Origin of the sequence: Paenibacillus xylanexedens (genome assembly GCF_007680605.1) — a bacterium.
Taxonomy (GTDB): domain Bacteria; phylum Bacillota; class Bacilli; order Paenibacillales; family Paenibacillaceae; genus Paenibacillus; species Paenibacillus xylanexedens_B.
The window spans coordinates 74,303-90,726 of sequence record NZ_VEIO01000008.1 but is presented as its reverse complement, the minus strand read 5'-3'; the positions used below and the strand labels follow the sequence as shown (position 1 = coordinate 90,726).

Here is a 16,424-nt window from a genome sequence, read left to right as displayed (position 1 = left end):
TGTCTAGTTTTATAGTGTTATCGGATGATTTCATCTGTAGTAAAGGTACAAATACATATATATTCAATATTTTGGAACTATGTCAAGAAAGTAGACACTCACGCGATGGATTTGTCCGTAAATTTCTTCGCAAAACGAGCAGGGGAAAGATAACCTAGCGCCCCATGCATTCGCTTGCGGTTGTAATAGAACTCAATGTACTGGTAAATGGCGGTATAAGCCTCTTCTGGATTCTTAAAACGAGGGTTACAGTAAATGAGCTCCTTCTTCAAAATACTGTGCCAAGACTCGATACATGCGTTATCTTAACAGTTTCCTCGGCGGCTCATACTGAGTTCCATACCATACGATTTCAGTTGCTCCACGTATTCTTTTGACGTGTACTGTGAGCCGCGATCCGAGTGATGGAGCAGTCCTGGAGCGGGACGTTTAGCCCGGTAAGCATCATTCAATGCATCGAGCACCAGGCTCGTTTCCATATGGTTGTACAGACGCCAGCCTACAATTTCACGCGTACACAAATCCAGAACACTGGCGAGATGTAACCGGCCTCCTCGGCAGGGAATGTAAGTGATGTCGGTGACCCATGCGGTGTTTGGTTTGGACGTTTGAAATTGCTGGTTCAGCGTATTGGGTGCAATGGGATGATGATGGTTAGAATCCGTTGTTTGGACACGATACCTTGGACTATGCACGGAACGAAGATTCATTTGACGCATGTATATACTGACGGTACGGGAAGAGATTTTGTATCCTTCCAGATGGAGCGCATACGTAATTTTCGGACTTCCACACCGCTTCTGGTGGTCCTAGAAATGAAACCGAATACGCTTCATGATCTCAGCTCTCCGGTGCTGCTGTTTACTTGTTCGATCCATCCGCCATTTGTAATATCCGCTCCGTGACACATGTAACAGGGTGCACATCTTCTCCAAAGAAAACAGGGAGCGATGGTTTTCCACAAATTGAAACCTTAGTTCTTTGGTTTGCTGAAGATGTGCACTGCTTTTTTTACGATAGCCAGTTCCTCTTGCGTGTCCGCAAGGGTATGTTCTTTCTCTTGAAGTAACCGGCGCATTTCTTGGAGCTCAGCTTCCAGTTCTTTCACGCGATCTACGCTAGCTACAGGCTCATGTTTAAGTTCACGATATTTGCCCATCCACTGGTGTAATGTACTTTTGGGAATGTTGAGTTCTTCTGCCAAGTCTCCGAGTGTCTTGGTCTGCTCTTCAATAAATTTTACCGTTTGTTTCCTGAATTCTTCATTGTATCGTTGCCGTTGTTCTCCCATATGGACACACCTCCGTTAGCCTTATTATCCTTCTGTCCGTTAATGGGTGTCCACTTTTTATTCTAGCAACATTTAAAATGTTTCAGGAATCCAAAATATATATACTTATGTAATTTATTCTCTTATATTGTTGAAATAAGTATTTTTTGGTGTATATTAACAGGGAATTATTTATATATTTAGGAGGTTAGTATATGTTAAGGATTGCAAGTAAACCTTTCAAAGCTTCAAAAGTTGCAATATTGAGTGTTGTGCTATTCTCATCAGTTGCTGGTTCGGCGTTCGCTGCTTTGAACACTTCTCCTGATTTAACTATCTTTCCTTACTCTGGTACCACAAATACTTACGTAGAAGGTGGAGTTTACGCATCGACACGTGATAAAAACGTTAGTAAAATAAGAGCATATTATGAACTTTATCGGGATGGGGCTTATCTCGGTTCTGGGTTCGATGAGCAAAATGGAAATGTTTTTAATCAAGGAGGCCTATCTTCAGCTGCAGCGAACATTTCATCCAAGACTCATTACTTACCTGGTACTTACAAAATGAACTGGTCTTCCAGAATAGTTTATTATTTTGGAAGTGATGCTGATGATGCTGGGGCGGTCAACTTATATAAATCTTCAAGTAGTTCAAGATAATTAAAGGAGTGAAACTTATGAGGATTAAAAGAAAGACGATTATAATTATGACGACTTTTGCTTTAGCTTTAACAGGTACTAGTGTTTATGCTGGTAGTACTTTTGGGAATTTGTTTCCTGATGTAGATCCTCAGTATCAGAAAGAAGTAGGGGCAGTACAAAATAAACTTGAAAAATCTTGGCTTGCTGGAAAAGAAAAACTTACTAAATCAGTAAGCACCCAATCAATAGCTAGTCGAGAAGTCAATCAGTCAGTTGAAAATTGGAGATTTGTTGATACAGAGAATTTAAAAGAAACATTGCTATCAAATTTTGTAGAAGAGGAAAAATCCTCTTTTATGGATGCATTTTACAGTGATGAGAGGAAAAAAAATCTGGAGGTTGGTGATCTGATGTCAGTATTGCTAATTAATCCAGAAAATACAGAAGCGAAACAGTTATGGGAGAAAAAAGATGGTTCTTATATAGTCATTAATTTAAAAACAAGACACCATGAAAATGGTTATAACGAGTGGTATGTTGATGGTAAAGCGGTGAAAATCCACTAAACATATTAATTGAGAGTGATCAGTGGATTTTAGATTCTTTCTTTTATCTTCATACAAATTTTAAGCAGATATACTTCACTATTTACCACAGTAGTGAATCCCAGAGAGAGTCCTATCTAATTGAGGAATCTCTCTGTTCTTTGTAGGAAGTGTGAGGACTTCTTCTATAAATGATACAACTATAAAATTACAGAGGTGGTATTGGAATTACTGTTAGTCTTCTTAGTTTAAGTAGAGTCCAAAATTACCTGATATTGATGGATCTAATTAATGGAGGGGAGCGGCCGATACCAATTATTTTTTCGTGAACACCACGAAAGTAACTGATGATCTTAGGTTCGATCCTTCTGGCACAACTTGATGTCGATCTCTATTCAACGTTGGAATGAATTATGTTTTGATATTGAATCTGATGGGTGTCAGAGTTCCAGTACGGATACGAGTAAATTTTCCCTCAAATCAAGAGGAGGGGTTCCTAGAATGTGACGGTAAGCAATTCCCATTTCGAATTTTATGCTCATACTTATGCAGTGCTCTGAGTACATTTCCTTCAATCAGTTCGCTCAACTTGTCGATAATCTGTTTGGGCGGTTCTTTCATGTCATTCCGCATCCATTGGATAATGAGACCCGTGAAAGCCAGTGTATAAAAATTAGCAATAAACTCTTTATCCTCACCGCGAACCTTGACTCCGCAAGCCAGCTCATCAATAACACCCATAATCAGATCATACGTCACTTGATAGAGATAACCATCCAGATGAGAACGTCCAAGGGATTCCAGTGTATTGCAGCAAAAGGCCTTATTATTTTCGATGTAACAGAAAATTTTGTAGAACCCTTCTGTCCATGTATCATAACTGCGGTATTCATGGATACTTTCCACCGCTTCCGTTTCGTAAATCCATCCAAGCAGAGCATAAATATCTTGAAAATGATAATAAAACGTTTGCCGGTTTACACCGCAGCCATCCACCAGATGTTTCACTGTAATTTTATTGAGCGGCATGTGTTCCATCAGGCATTTAAGCGAATGAGCCAGCGCGGTTTTGGTCAAATGGGAAGCAGACATTACCGTTCACCTCATCATTCAGAGTGTGGTCGTCATACGACATTAGTTACTGAAAACGTACATAAGAAGACTACCACTTTTTTCCTTAATATGGTATCTCATTGATCACTGCAAACCCAGAAAAATAAAAAACGATGACCGTTTAGGCCATCGTTTTTGCGTTTTTACATTATTGAAGCGAGAATAACAGCGATCAAAAGAACGATTCACCACCGGAGCGCCTCCACAAGCGCGCCCTGTGTTATTGTGCTCATCCCCAAAAAGCTAGATTACGTTTTTAAAACGACTTATAGGAACGCGCATAACGTAGTGGAGGGGGCGAAATCGATTCTGAAGAAGCGAACCACGCTCTCTTATACATTATCCTCTATAGGGGTTAAATAAAAATTTACACGTTAAACGGAGTGGGGAGAAAAAAAGCTGTAGAAGCGAAGCGCTCGCGTTTATTACCGGATTTTTCCCTTTAGAAAAGGGATCAAAGAAATCTGGGAATAACAGCGATCGAAAGCTTATTCTCCCTGCGCAGTGGCCTCCGTGTAAGCGTGTTTTTTAACGATTATAAGCTTTTCATGAACTCAACAACCGTCAGCAACCCTTTATCAAAGTTCTCCAGATTAAAGTGCTCGTTTGGTGCATGCAGATTCTCGTCCGGCAGACCAAAGCCCATCATCACGGCAGGCACGCCAAGCACGCGGGATAGCTTCTCAACGATTGGAATGGAGCCGCCATCTTTGGTGAAGAGAGCACGCACGCCATAGACTTTTTCGTAAGCGTCTGCGGCCTTTTGCAGGATCGGATCAGTCGGATCGGTATTGAACGCAAAAGCCTTCTCGATCTGTTTGATCTGCAATGTCGCTCCTGGTTGAACATGTGCACGCAGGTGGGCTTCGATGCTATCTAGTACATGCTGCGGATCTTGGTCAGCGACAAGACGGCAAGTAATTTTAGCGTGAGCTTCTTTTGGAATAACCGTTTTACTGCCTTCGCCCTGGAAACCGCCCCATACGCCGTTCAATTCAAGTGTTGGTCGCGCGCCGACACGTTCCACAAAGGAATATCCTTCCTCACCATACAATTGCTCCAGTCCCAGATCTTGACGAAGCTGCTCTTCATTGAAGCCTTGCTTCACGAATTCCTCTCTCATCTCTGGAGACAATGGTAGAACGCCATCATAAAATCCATCTACGCTCACGCGGCCTTGCTCATCGTGCAAAGATGCCAGCAGGGAGACGAGGGCATGAAGCGCGTTCGGTACACCGCCGCCGAAGGAACCGGAGTGCAGGTCGGTATTGGCGGTGAACAGATCCACGTGCATCGAGCACAGGCCGCGCAGGCCCGTGGAGATGGCAGGTTTTCCTTTTTCCAAAAGAGATGTATCCGAGATTAACACCATGTCTGCTCTCAGTTTGTCCGTATGATCATTAAGATAGATCGGCAAATTCGGGCTGGAGATTTCCTCTTCGCCTTCGATGCAGAATTTTACGTTAATCGGCAACTCTTTATTTTCGGCAATCAGTGCTTCGACGGCTTTGATATGTATGAAAATTTGTCCTTTATCATCCGTTGCACCGCGAGCATACAGCTTCCCGTCACGAATCGTTGGTTCAAAAGGTGGTGTCTCCCACAGGTGAAGCGGATCAACAGGTTGTACATCATAGTGTCCATAGATCAGGGCTGTTGGTTTGCCTGGTGCGTGCAGGTGGTCTGCATAAACAATAGGATGACCAGCTGTTTGGATAATCTCGACATTTTCCATACCCGCACGTGTAAGTGCATCCGCTGCCCATTGTGCCGCACGTTGAATATCTTCTTTATGCTCAGAAATGGCGGAAATACTTGGAATGGATAACCATTCGTTCAGTTCTGCCAGATGTTTATCCCGATTTTGCTCAAAATATGCTTGTTCTTTCATTGAAAAAGGCCTCCTTCAAATCTGCTTTCAATCTATTGTAATCCATTTTGCCCTGTTAATAAAACATTGGTTAAAAAAATGCTTCCTAATGTTGGGTTCCCATAAAGGGTCAAATATGAGTTGGTGTCTGTCTCAGCGTCCATTGAGATTAGTTTATCCGAGTCTATGTTAGCTAAGACTATTAAAGGTGCTTTTATCGGATTAGAACTGTTTATCCTGAGGTGCGAACCCCAAGCACACATGATTTCCCCGGGAGATTCGCACCAAAATATAGTCCTTTTGTTCCCTTTTGGTATCATATTTGTTGAATTATTTGTTTGCTTTGTATAAGATGAAGGTGAAATCTTGGTTAGAAAGTGCGGAGTTACGGAACATTTTCGTGTTTGAAAATGTTTAAACGTTATTTTTCGCTGTCGCACTCTACACGAGTGCGTGGATTGAAATACAACTGTTTTCAGGTTTCCGTTTTCGAGTGAACCGTCGCACTCTACACGAGTGCGTGGATTGAAATAAATTATCCGACCCCATGTATACGCAGAACACCGTTGTCGCACTCTACACGAGTGCGTGGATTGAAATTGGTTGAAGTTCAACGCCGCAAAAGCGGGTAACGTCGCACTCTACACGAGTGCGTGGATTGAAATTATACGGACTACCGAGTGAAGGAAAGGGATTACCGGGTCGCACTCTACACGAGTGCGTGGATTGAAATCACGCTTGGTGAAACAATTTACGGTCCTACAGCTGTCGCACTCTACACGAGTGCGTGGATTGAAATTGGAGGAGGGCTGATCAGATCATGAGGACATTAAGTCGCACTCTACACGAGTGCGTGGATTGAAATAATCAACGAGCTTCACGATTATTTCTGTTTTCACAATATTCAACACCCGTAATACCGTTTAAAGCATTTGAACTAAAACATCCCGTTCTTATTTTCTTTTGTGAACAAAAGTGCTCTGACTTTTATGTTAGAGCATTTTTTTTATTTTGTAAGAAGGGGCATATTCGGAGAAAAATTTACCTGTCCCATTATGTACGCAACACTTGATACATGCCAGTGGAGCTACAATAGACATTGTCCAAATACAATCCTTTTGACCTATTTAATTATTGATAGTTCTTTTGACTTATGTATTAATGAAAGAGTAAGATTATTACTTTTATATGGAGGAATATGGTGTTGAAGAGAAGAGAAACATATCCAAAATTCACTACAATTCTTGGCATTTCGTTCTTGGTACTTATTGCGTCAGTACTTATGTTGCCGAGGGTTGCGCTAGCAGCAAACGATCCAGCTTATACTGAGTGGGCTAAGCAACAGGAACATGTGGGATTAAGCCATCTGTGGTTTACGGATCGAGCTGCCAACGGACTCATCCCGGTTCGTCAAAACTGGAAGTGGGGATTCATCAATTATCAGGGCAAATTTGTGATTAAGCCACAGTTTCAATTAGCAAGAGATGCGTTCAATCAAGGTGTAGCAGTCGTAAATAGAAATCAGTTAATAAACAGTAAAGGTAAAGTGATATTTCAGGACAAAAGCATTGAATATATTGGTTGGTTTGATTATGGGCTGGCCATCGCTAAGAAAAATGGGAAGATTGGTTACCTAGATACTAAAGGCAAGTTTGTTATTCCGCCTACATATGAAGAAGGAACGAGCTTTTACAATCAAGTCGCAATGGTGAAAAAGAATGGGAAGTGGGCATTAATCAATACCAAAGGGAAATTACTAACGGCATTTAACATCGAAGAAATGGATTATAGAATAGATTATCGTAAATCCGGGGTATTTCCTGTTAAGATCGATGGGTTGTGGGGGAGTATGAATTATAAGGGGCAGCTCGTGGTACCTGCAGAGTTCAAAAACAAACTTGAATTTACAGGCAATACATTAGATTGGGGGCTCCGCCGCGATAACCATAGCGCTATTGTTAGGCAAGATGGATTAATCGTTTCGTTCAATGAGTATTATTCCAAGTCAGGCGAGCCACAGAGTGGACTTTGGAAAATCCAGCAAAATGGCGAAGGCATCGTGGATGTATCCGGGCGTATGATTGTAGAACCTCAAAGTGACCAAAAGGTTATTCTTTCAGGAGATGGAAGTTACGCGGTAAGAGATATACAAGATGAAAGTTCCGGGTGGACTTTTTATAAAAAGGATCAAACCCTACTATTTGAGTCCAGTTATACAGATATACAGGCTTTTTCAGAGAATCTGGCGGCTGTGAAAGTGAATCAAAAATGGGGATATGTTTCGAAGAAGGGAGACATCGAAATACCCGCTCAGTACGAAGAGGTTAATCTGTTTCAAGCGGGAAGCGCGGTCATTCGTAAGAATGGTAAATATGGATTAATTGGAACCCGTGGTGAGTCCGTACTAGCTGCGAAGTACGATGAAATGATTCCACTTATTGAGCGAACGAATTACGTGAATAACCAGATTGAGAAATTGACAACAAAGAATCCGCTATACCGAGTAAAGTTAAATAAAAGCTATGGGATAGTGGATAGTCGAGGGAACATCGTGATGGATGTGAAATACGAAATGATTGAGCTTGATCGTACCGACTATTATCACGATATTGATCCGATCGCAACGGTTCAATATGCTTTGAAAGCTAAAGAGGGTTCAATCTCGGCATCAATCAATATTAAAACGGGTAAACGGATATTCCCAGCCTATTCCATGGTAAACTACCTTGGTGACGGAATGTACAGCGGATTTCCGGTAGGGAAGAAGAGTCATTATGTTATTTTCAATGCAAAAGGAAAAGAAGTATTCCGCTCAGGTTTTGAAGGTTAGACCATTCAGGATCATAAACAGCTCAGAACCTGGTTGAATCGGTTTAGACATAGAGCGCATCAAAATGAATTTGGAGAGGGAACTACATCATGAAATCAATGACTCGATTATTTTTACCGTCCGTTTTACTGCTAATTATATCTCTTTTCACCGTTTTTGAAGGTAATGCGTATGCTTTAGGTGTGAATGAAGACATAACTAGCTCATCCACTGTTAACAGTGGAACGGAAAAGATTAGAGATAGGTCGACCTACATGTTTGACGAAAAAAACAAGCAAGTTACGATCCGAACCAATCGAATCAGTTTCGTTACCGGGATGCAAAAGATCAACGAGTACAACTTTACCGATCCTTCTTTGCTTCCGTCGTACTATGAGTTTGATTCCACAAACGGTTTCAATCATCAAGACGGTGTAGTTGTGGATACACCCAAAGGAATCAAGGCTTACACCGTTGCAGTACAGAGTACGTTGAAGGGGAAAAGCGGAGTAAACATCATATATGAGTTTGATTATTCGAACCTTACGCTGAGAAAGATAAAAGAGATCCCGACTCAGAAAAGCGTACAGCTCGATGCCGCTCAGCTCGGATTGTACTCTGTAGAGTCAGACAAAGAGGGAATTCAATATTTCTCCTTGGAAAATAACAAGCAAATGTTGTCAGGTGGGAAACTTATCACTTCCAAGGATGTGACTGACACCCGTTTTAGTCTTTCACCGGCTCCGGCCTCTCAGACATTTGGCGTCTACTGTCCTAAATATCAATATACGAGCTGTTATAATATCGAATTTGGCGGAGTTAAGGGTAAAGCCGTTAAAGTCACTAAAAATAATGTGATCGAAGATGCAAGGCAAGCTTCTTCCAAAAGCTTCATGGCTGGAGGTACGAAGATAAAATGGAACCAGAGTAGTTTTCAGATGAACACTCCATATCAATGGAATGTGACTGCTACTCGGAATGGAAAAACGGTATCTTTGTTCAACGGAAAGGCTTATGAGCTGGATACCTTTGTATCTCCAGGGGGAAAGTATTTGGTTATAAATGCAGATCCTTCGTATCATTTCAAACGGACACAAGCAACTACGATATATGTGTATGATTTAAAAACGATGGTACAAGTTCAGAAATACAAATCTTCGTATAATACGAATGTCACAGGAATTCAATGGCTTTCAGATGATCTCTATATCATGGAATATTATTTTTCTAATCCTGGTGCGTATCCGCCATCTTTCTATTACATACCGGAAGGAAAACATTTTAAGATTGAGTACTCTCAATATCAAGATTGGGCAAACTATCTGGATTCCTTCACCTATGATGATCTCTTCTTTTTGACACTTCCAGTTGCGATAACGTCTGGTGAAGGAGTCCTGCATTATGAAGGACAGCCCACGTTCTATATGAATGGACTCTATTACGTTCCGCTGAAGGAGTTTATGAATGCATTCCATGTCCAGGTAGAAGAGAAGGATAAGACCTACTTGTTTAAGCGTCTTGATCGAACAAGTAAGCTAGCTCTTAGTCAGAGTAAGAGACTGATTGTTAAAGGGAAAGTATTTCTTCCGCTAGGACAATGGAATAAGGAGCTAGGATTAAAAGTTGCTCAAGTTGGCATGCATTCGATGAGTTATGAGATTCTAATTAGCGACGAATTAAGAAAAACTGAAGCAGCGATGAAGGCAGAAATACCTGAATTTCAAGCCATTCTAAAACGTCTCAAGAAGTCTGAGGACGGATCTGGTGGATTTATTGCAACAGAGAAACCATTTACTCAAAAAAACTCAGATCATGCGAGTCTTAGAGGTGTCACGGCTGTATTAAACCATAATCGTAGTTTAAGTTTCAGATTCTCCCCATTTGTTTCATACGGCGAGAGCTTACAGATATACATCACGAGTAGAGACAGTAGCAAGGTTCTGATGGAGCTGACAATCCAGATTACAGGAAATGAGTATACAACTGTTGCTTTGCCAGAGCGTGTATTTGAAGAGGGAATACTGACTTTTGCTTTTCCCGAGTCAGATAATGAACATTTAGAACATTCACATTTGGGATTTACACTAAAACTCCCTGAGTTTAGTAAAAACAGGCTTTAGGCGTAGCTGGAAGTGGTCGATCGGGAGAGGGAATTTTAAGAAGACACTCATCCGTCCTCTAGAAAATACGAAAGCACTCTTCAAGAAAAGGTGCCTCAACGGAGGCACCTTTTTAGGTTATTTATTTTAATTCCTTTGGATGGTCAACATTCAATCAGTTAACTTTTTCAAGTTTTTTTTGACGATACTGAATAGGTATCCAATATCCCGGTGTTTAAAATAACTCCAGCTGCTCAGGGCCTTCTTCCTTTTCTGGCTCGGTGCGGTCGGGAAATGGTTTGATAGGCTGACCTAGCAGTTCCATCATCATCTGGGCGTTGGTTGCTGCATCTCCGGCAGAGTTATTGTTAAAAATAACAAACACATCCTCACTCTGCTCCTGGAGCTGTTCCAGATAAACTTTCCATTCCGACAGTTCCTGTTCGTTGTAGCGATACAGATAACGTGTCTCACGCCAGTTTGGTGCGCCGTTTTGCTGCCAGCCGGATACGTTGCGTCCATGCATGCGAACGAGTGTCATCCGGGAATCCGTTGCGATGGGCACAATGGGAATAGAGCCTGGCCCTGCCTGTGGTTCATCACAGACGCTATGAATCCATCCCTGTTCTTTTAGAAAATGAAGCGTGCGCTCACGCATGTTGTCCGCATACCAGCTTTGGTGACGAAATTCGATCACGCATGGAATACCCTCCATACGGAGCTTCACTTCCCGTAGTTCATTGACATTGTCCCGGTTGCATTCGAACCAGGGGGGGTATTGAAACAAGGCAGCCTGCATTTTGCCTGCTTCGATCACAGGTTCAAGGGATTCACGAAAAGCTTTGTACATCTCGGACGTGCTGGTAAAATACGGCCTGCCCCTTAGATGTCCCGTCATTCCCTGATAGGCTTTCACGATAAACGAAAATGATTCGGGAGTCTCCGAAGCCCAGCGGGCCATCCGGTCGCGAGGTTGCACGGCGTAGAAGGAACTGTCTACCTCCACCGTGGAAAAATATTGTCCGTACAGACGAAGCTTGTCCTTCGCTTGGGTACGGTTTGGATAGAGGTCTTCCTGATCGCCCCATCCCGTAAGTCCGATACGAATCATAAGAACACCTCCTGTTGTATGTATTTAACCGATTCGCAGGAGCATGATATGTCTAACATTATATCTTGCGTTGTAGAGTCGTTCAATGAGGGTGGCAGACGATCATTTTGAGTTTGGGAACTAAAGCGTTACAATAATTTGAAATGATTCAAAACAGACACCAGTTTTAGCTTAGCGCGGGGTGTTCTAGCCAGCAAAATCTGCACAATGCGGATAAGGGTAACTGATGATACGGAGGGCGAAGATTGACATGACGGCATGGTACGAAAAGAGTTTTGGCGAAGATTATCTGCTCGTATACAAACACCGTGATGTGCACGGTGCTTATGAGGAAGTACATAAAATGATTAACTGGCTGAAGCTTCACCCTCGTGCAGAAGTGCTCGATCTTTGCTGCGGGATGGGCAGGCATTCGCTTGCGCTTGCGGACGCTGGCTTTCAGGTGACGGGAGTAGACTTGTCCGATGTGCTTCTGCGTGAAGCCAGAGAACTGGATACCGATCATCGGGTTAGATGGTGTCATGCCGACATGCGTAAAATCCCTCTTGGGGGTGGATTCGATGCCGTAGTTAACCTGTTTACTTCGTTTGGATACTTCCCCGAGGATATTGAACAATTGAAGGTTCTGCGTGCCATCCATCGAATGTTGAAGCCTGGAGGCAGTTTCATTCTTGATTTTATCAATACAGCCTACGTGCAAAAACATCTGGTGCAGCACTCTGTCCGTGAAGATGAAGGGCAGCGGATTGAAGAATTTCGCAGGATACAAGACGGGTTTGTGCAAAAGGAAATACATATCACGGCCATCTCTGCCGGGACTGAACCGCGAATCTATAAGGAAAGTGTCAAGCTCTACTCGCGAGAGCAACTGATTGAAATGCTGGAGGATGCAGATCTTCGGGTGGATCAGGTTCACGGGGGATACGATGAAGAGAAATATGATGAGCAGACTTCGCCGCGTATGATCTTTGTGGGACATCGTCCTATTGACTAATCGAGAGAGGGGAAAGACCATGAAACGTACAAGAACCGAATCTTTATCTATGCCAGAAGGGATGCACCGTATTCAAATCACGATGTCTTTTCCGCTTCGATGGGTGAACAGTTATATTTTAACCGAACCGGATGGCAAGGTGAGCATTATTGATCCAGGACCGCGTACAGCGGAGACGGAGCAGGAGTGGCATGAAGCGTTGGGCAGACTCGGCTTGACCTTTCAACATATTCATCAGATTGTACTGACTCATCATCATCCTGATCATCTGGGATTGTCCGGCTGGATGCAGCAGATGTCGGGTGCACCTGTGTTAATGTCAGCACGCTCCCGCCAGGAAACAGATTTTATGTGGGGAACCGGGGCGAGCATTGAAGAGAGACTGCCAGAGTATTACCTTCTTCATGGCATGCCGCAACATAAGACAGTCGAAATTAAGGAACATATGAAAACATTCATCTCACAAATCACACCGCTTCCTGAGGTAACCATCATTGCAGATGGTGATACTATCCGGATGGGTGGAAAAGCATGGATTGCTGTGGAAACGGGGGGACATGCCCCCGGTCATCTCTCATTCTATGCTCCTGAATCAAAAGAGATTTTGTGCGGAGATGCGGTTTTACCCCAAATCTCGCCCAATATCAGTTTGCAACCGGGCAGTGATGCAGAACCGCTGCAATCCTACATGGACGGCTTGCGGCGTCTGAGCACTTTGACAGTGCAACGTGCATATCCGGGGCATCGAAATCCGTTTACCCGTTTTACGGAACGCACGATCGAATTACTTGCTCACCATGAAGAACGTCTGGGTAAACTAGCGGAACGATTGCAGGAAAGCCCTGCTCACGCATATGACATTTGTGTACATTTGTTTGGTGATCGGCTTGGAACACATCAATTACGTTTCGCCATGAGCGAAACGCTGGCGCATTTGCAGGAATTAATTCGGCGTGGCTTGGCGGGACAGGTACAACAGGCTGACGGAATCATTTATTTTCAACATTTAACTAGCTAGTCGTCATAGGTTGCATATAGACACATTTGGCAAAGATGATAATAGCTTTTTTCAATAGTGATCTCATCCTTATCCCTGAGCAGGACTACCTGTTCGGGGCTTTTTTTTGAGAAAAAACGAAAAGCTTTAGGCGCGGTTAACCGTTTATTCAGCTTCTTTTAAGCCAGCGAGCCTATCATACAACTATGAACTTCGCTATAGAAAGCAGGGATAAGCGATGACGAGACGTAAACGGAACCAATGGCGGAAATGGCAAGCTTCGGCTGCGGCTACATTAACGGTGGCTGCACTCTTTCAATATGTAAGAACTTCGGATGCTTTTGATGCGGCTTATGCGGCGGCGAATGGGACAGACACCGGAATAACAGCTTCCACACGGGTGGATTCACGTGACGATGTGATGGATGAATGGTCTCCAGCAGGTACGGATCAGTACAATTGGGATACAGACGGATACTCGGTTGGATCAGATCAGGATCAGGCCAATTCGTTCCGCTCGGGCTCTGAAACCAATCGTGGCAATTATCGGTCACGCACAGGTGCATCATGAGCCGCATAGAGCAGGCTGTACGTCCCCTCCGGTTTTATTTTCACGCGATGAACACGAAGGTGGAAGTGCAGTTGTCGGCAGATAGAGAACAGGCGGAACATGCTGCCTCGCTCGTCAAAAACTGGTTTGAAACACAGGAGCAGCGCTTCAGTCGTTTTGTGGCTGACAGTGAATTAAATCGTCTGAATGAGAGTCACGGATGGATCTCTGTCTCGGCTGCGATGGATGAGGTGCTCAGCTTAGCATATGGTTATATCGGGCAAACGGAGGGTATCTTCCAGCCCAACATCATGAAAGCTCTTCGTTCATCGGGATACGATGCAAGCTTTGAAAAGATACAGCAACGAACATCCCAGCGGCCTTTGCTGGAGCGACTATTACCTATAACAAAATCGGAAACCCATGGCATGAGGGAAGATCCATATGACTACAGTCGTCCAAGCTGGATACAGCGGGAAGGGAGCCGAATGGTGCACCTTGACCCGGGAACGGAGCTGGATCTTGGCGGTATTGTAAAGGGCTGGGCCGTAGAACGTATCGCGGACTGGCTACAGAAGACAATGAACATTGCTGCAGGAATGATTAATGCAGGCGGTGACATTCAGGTATGGGGTACCACAGACCATCCTCATTGGACACTGGAGGTAAACAGTCCGTTTCCACAGATTCAAGATGTGTCGGGAGCGGTACGGCTACAACGAGGGGCTGTGGCCACATCAGGGATTACACGTAGACATTGGCAAGATGACAAGGGTTGTACAGCACATCATCTTATTGATCCCCGGACGATGAGACCGGCAGACACAGACATTTTACAATGTACAGTGGTTGGTCAGCATGCTTCGCAGTGCGAAATTATTGCCAAAACCGTATCGATCTTGGGGAGCGCAGAGGCAGTGAACTGGCTTAATCGACATTATGACCGACATGATGTTCTTTGGATCACTCGAGAGGCAAACGTTTATTTTAGAGGAAATCCATCAACACTTGCTGAGCGCTGGCCTGGATTCGACCCGGATCATCGTTTTAGCTTGATCGAATAGGAACGGGACAAGTCTGATAGATTTGGGGGAACCGGTTATGGCACAGTGGATTGTAGATTACCTGCCAACGTGGAATATCATTCGTATTAGTGGAATTGCTGCATATATATTGCTTTTTGCTGGTGTGTTTCTGGGCATTGCTCAAGGGATGCCGATCGCGAAGGGGAAACCAAAAGCTGTCATGTTTAAGTGGCATACACGAACAACCTGGCTTGCCTTTGGACTTGGCATCACACATGCACTTATGTTGGTTATTGATCATTACAGCCCGTTTACCTGGAGAGAGCTGTTGATTCCTTTTACAGCGTCAGTGCACCCGATTGGCACTGGACTGGGGACGTTAGCTTTCTACGGCCTGCTGATCGTGCTGTTGTCCAGTGATCTACGAAACAAGCTGGGGCGCAAATGGTGGTTTATGTTTCACATGTTGTCTTATCCGGTTTTCGCCGGGTTGTTGATTCATGGCATGGTAACGGGAAGTGATTCGGGTCATGTGATCATGCGCCTGATGTATGTATTTACCGGAGTCAGCATTATTGGAATAACGGTATTGCGTGGTCTGATGCGAGAGCGAAAAGGACCGGAGATCACGATTGGACCGAAACGGACCGAATCAGAATCGATGAAGGATCGAAAGTGGGCAGAAGCCTACGGCTTGGCTGTGCCTTTGGGGCAAGAGCAACTCAAATAGGTGTTGCAACATGAATTAGCCATATAAAATAAAGAAGCGGCCTGCATTGGCCGCTTTTTTGACTCGTTTTCCTTCGGAAACCAATCTAAAACCAAACTAGATTTTGTCGTCGCTGACTGGCTTTTCTCCCAGTGCTTCTTCAAGCTCGGATTGTTTGCGGTGAGCAATCCGGCTACTCGCGGCTGAAGCGATGGCCCCGACAATATCGTCGAAGAACGTATGCACAGGCCCCAGGCTTTTGTCATTGAGACGTTCCAATACCCCGGGTTTCAGCTTGTCCACATAACCGTAATTGGTAAATCCGATACTGCCATATACATTCACGATCGAGAAGGCGAGAATCTCATCTACGCCATACAGTCCTTCATCGTTCTCAATCATCTCTTGCAAAGGAGAGATCAGTTGTCCTTGTTCTGCCAGCAGATCAAGCTGGATACCCGTCAGGACAGCGTTCTGAACCTCACGTTTTTTCAAAACCATCTCCACGTTCTCAATGCATTCTTCCATCGTTAGTCCAGGATAGTACTTTTTCTGAAGCAGCATGACCAGTTCTGCGATCTCAGGAATCGTGACGCCCCGTTTGTGTAACCATTCCCTTGTGGCTTCAGCAACTTTGCGGCTATTCAGACTGTAAGGGATTTTTTCCTGCTCCGGATGCTCCATGGGC

General features: G+C 43.9%; 15 protein-coding genes, 1 pseudogene and 1 CRISPR repeat array. Of the genes and pseudogenes, 9 read left to right on the top strand and 7 right to left on the bottom strand.

From position 1 onward, the window contains the following. Window positions 1–98 precede the first annotated feature (98 nt). The 3 genes and pseudogenes from FS818_RS29600 to FS818_RS23960 all read right to left on the bottom strand — a co-directional run bounded on the left by FS818_RS29600 (window position 99) and on the right by FS818_RS23960 (window position 1,291). Complete coding sequence (locus FS818_RS29600; RefSeq protein ID WP_145335568.1) at window positions 99–293, bottom strand: IS3 family transposase; 195 nt, start codon at window positions 291–293, stop codon at window positions 99–101. A 12-nt stretch (window positions 294–305) separates the two neighbouring features. Beyond that, window positions 306–794 (bottom strand): annotated as a pseudogene (locus tag FS818_RS23965) (IS3 family transposase); the annotation flags it as partial. Between the two features lie 179 nt (window positions 795–973). Further along, window positions 974–1,291 (bottom strand): transposase, encoded by a 318-nt coding sequence (locus FS818_RS23960; RefSeq protein WP_145335380.1) that lies wholly within the window; start codon window positions 1,289–1,291, stop codon window positions 974–976. Between the two features lie 194 nt (window positions 1,292–1,485). On the opposite strand from FS818_RS23960, the gene FS818_RS23955 reads away from it, so the two are divergent. Beyond that, entirely contained in the window at window positions 1,486–1,932 is a 447-nt protein-coding gene (locus tag FS818_RS23955) for a hypothetical protein (RefSeq protein WP_145335378.1), read from the top strand. Between the two features lie 17 nt (window positions 1,933–1,949). Beyond that, window positions 1,950–2,480 (top strand): hypothetical protein, encoded by a 531-nt coding sequence (locus FS818_RS23950; protein WP_145335376.1) that lies wholly within the window; start codon window positions 1,950–1,952, stop codon window positions 2,478–2,480. A 459-nt stretch (window positions 2,481–2,939) separates the two neighbouring features. On the opposite strand, the gene FS818_RS23945 is transcribed toward FS818_RS23950, so the two are convergent. Next, window positions 2,940–3,551: a TetR-like C-terminal domain-containing protein gene (locus FS818_RS23945; RefSeq protein ID WP_145335374.1), complete on the bottom strand. Its 612-nt coding sequence runs from the start codon at window positions 3,549–3,551 to the stop codon at window positions 2,940–2,942. Between the two features lie 556 nt (window positions 3,552–4,107). Further along, entirely contained in the window at window positions 4,108–5,463 is a 1,356-nt protein-coding gene (locus FS818_RS23940; protein WP_145335372.1) for a dipeptidase, read from the bottom strand. A 412-nt stretch (window positions 5,464–5,875) separates the two neighbouring features. Continuing rightward, window positions 5,876–6,307: a CRISPR direct-repeat array (repeat unit 32 nt; unit sequence GTCGCACTCTACACGAGTGCGTGGATTGAAAT). A 339-nt stretch (window positions 6,308–6,646) separates the two neighbouring features. Here FS818_RS23940 and FS818_RS23935 point away from each other — a divergent pair. Together FS818_RS23935 and FS818_RS23930 are read left to right on the top strand one after the other, a co-directional pair. Continuing rightward, window positions 6,647–8,272: a WG repeat-containing protein gene (locus FS818_RS23935; RefSeq protein WP_186375578.1), complete on the top strand. Its 1,626-nt coding sequence runs from the start codon at window positions 6,647–6,649 to the stop codon at window positions 8,270–8,272. 470 nt (window positions 8,273–8,742) lie between these two features. Further along, on the top strand, window positions 8,743–10,371 hold the full coding sequence (locus tag FS818_RS23930; protein WP_145335368.1) for a hypothetical protein: 1,629 nt from the start codon (window positions 8,743–8,745) through the stop codon (window positions 10,369–10,371). Between the two features lie 214 nt (window positions 10,372–10,585). Here the strand turns inward: FS818_RS23930 and FS818_RS23925 are convergent, their stop codons facing one another. Beyond that, entirely contained in the window at window positions 10,586–11,461 is an 876-nt protein-coding gene (locus FS818_RS23925) for a DUF72 domain-containing protein (protein ID WP_145335366.1), read from the bottom strand. Window positions 11,462–11,711: 250 nt separating this feature from the next. Here FS818_RS23925 and FS818_RS23920 point away from each other — a divergent pair, with 250 nt between their 5' ends. The 5 genes from FS818_RS23920 to FS818_RS23900 all read left to right on the top strand — a co-directional run bounded on the left by FS818_RS23920 (window position 11,712) and on the right by FS818_RS23900 (window position 15,757). Next, on the top strand, window positions 11,712–12,455 hold the full coding sequence (locus FS818_RS23920) for a class I SAM-dependent methyltransferase (protein ID WP_145335364.1): 744 nt from the start codon (window positions 11,712–11,714) through the stop codon (window positions 12,453–12,455). Between the two features lie 19 nt (window positions 12,456–12,474). Next, window positions 12,475–13,473, top strand: coding sequence for an MBL fold metallo-hydrolase (locus tag FS818_RS23915; RefSeq protein WP_145335362.1), 999 nt, complete (start codon window positions 12,475–12,477; stop codon window positions 13,471–13,473). 217 nt (window positions 13,474–13,690) lie between these two features. Next, window positions 13,691–14,023, top strand: coding sequence for a hypothetical protein (locus FS818_RS23910; protein ID WP_145335360.1), 333 nt, complete (start codon window positions 13,691–13,693; stop codon window positions 14,021–14,023). Continuing rightward, window positions 14,020–15,066 carry an FAD:protein FMN transferase gene (locus tag FS818_RS23905; RefSeq protein ID WP_145335358.1) on the top strand — a complete coding sequence of 349 codons (1,047 nt, stop codon included), beginning with the start codon at window positions 14,020–14,022 and terminating at the stop codon, window positions 15,064–15,066. Before FS818_RS23910 ends, FS818_RS23905 begins: the two co-directional genes overlap by 4 nt. Window positions 15,067–15,103: 37 nt before the next feature. Then, entirely contained in the window at window positions 15,104–15,757 is a 654-nt protein-coding gene (locus tag FS818_RS23900; RefSeq protein WP_145335356.1) for a ferric reductase-like transmembrane domain-containing protein, read from the top strand. 96 nt (window positions 15,758–15,853) lie between these two features. Here the strand turns inward: FS818_RS23900 and FS818_RS23895 are convergent, their stop codons facing one another. Further along, window positions 15,854–16,420 carry a phosphatidylglycerophosphatase A family protein gene (locus tag FS818_RS23895; protein ID WP_123064590.1) on the bottom strand — a complete coding sequence of 189 codons (567 nt, stop codon included), beginning with the start codon at window positions 16,418–16,420 and terminating at the stop codon, window positions 15,854–15,856. Between the last annotated feature and the right edge of the window lie 4 nt (window positions 16,421–16,424).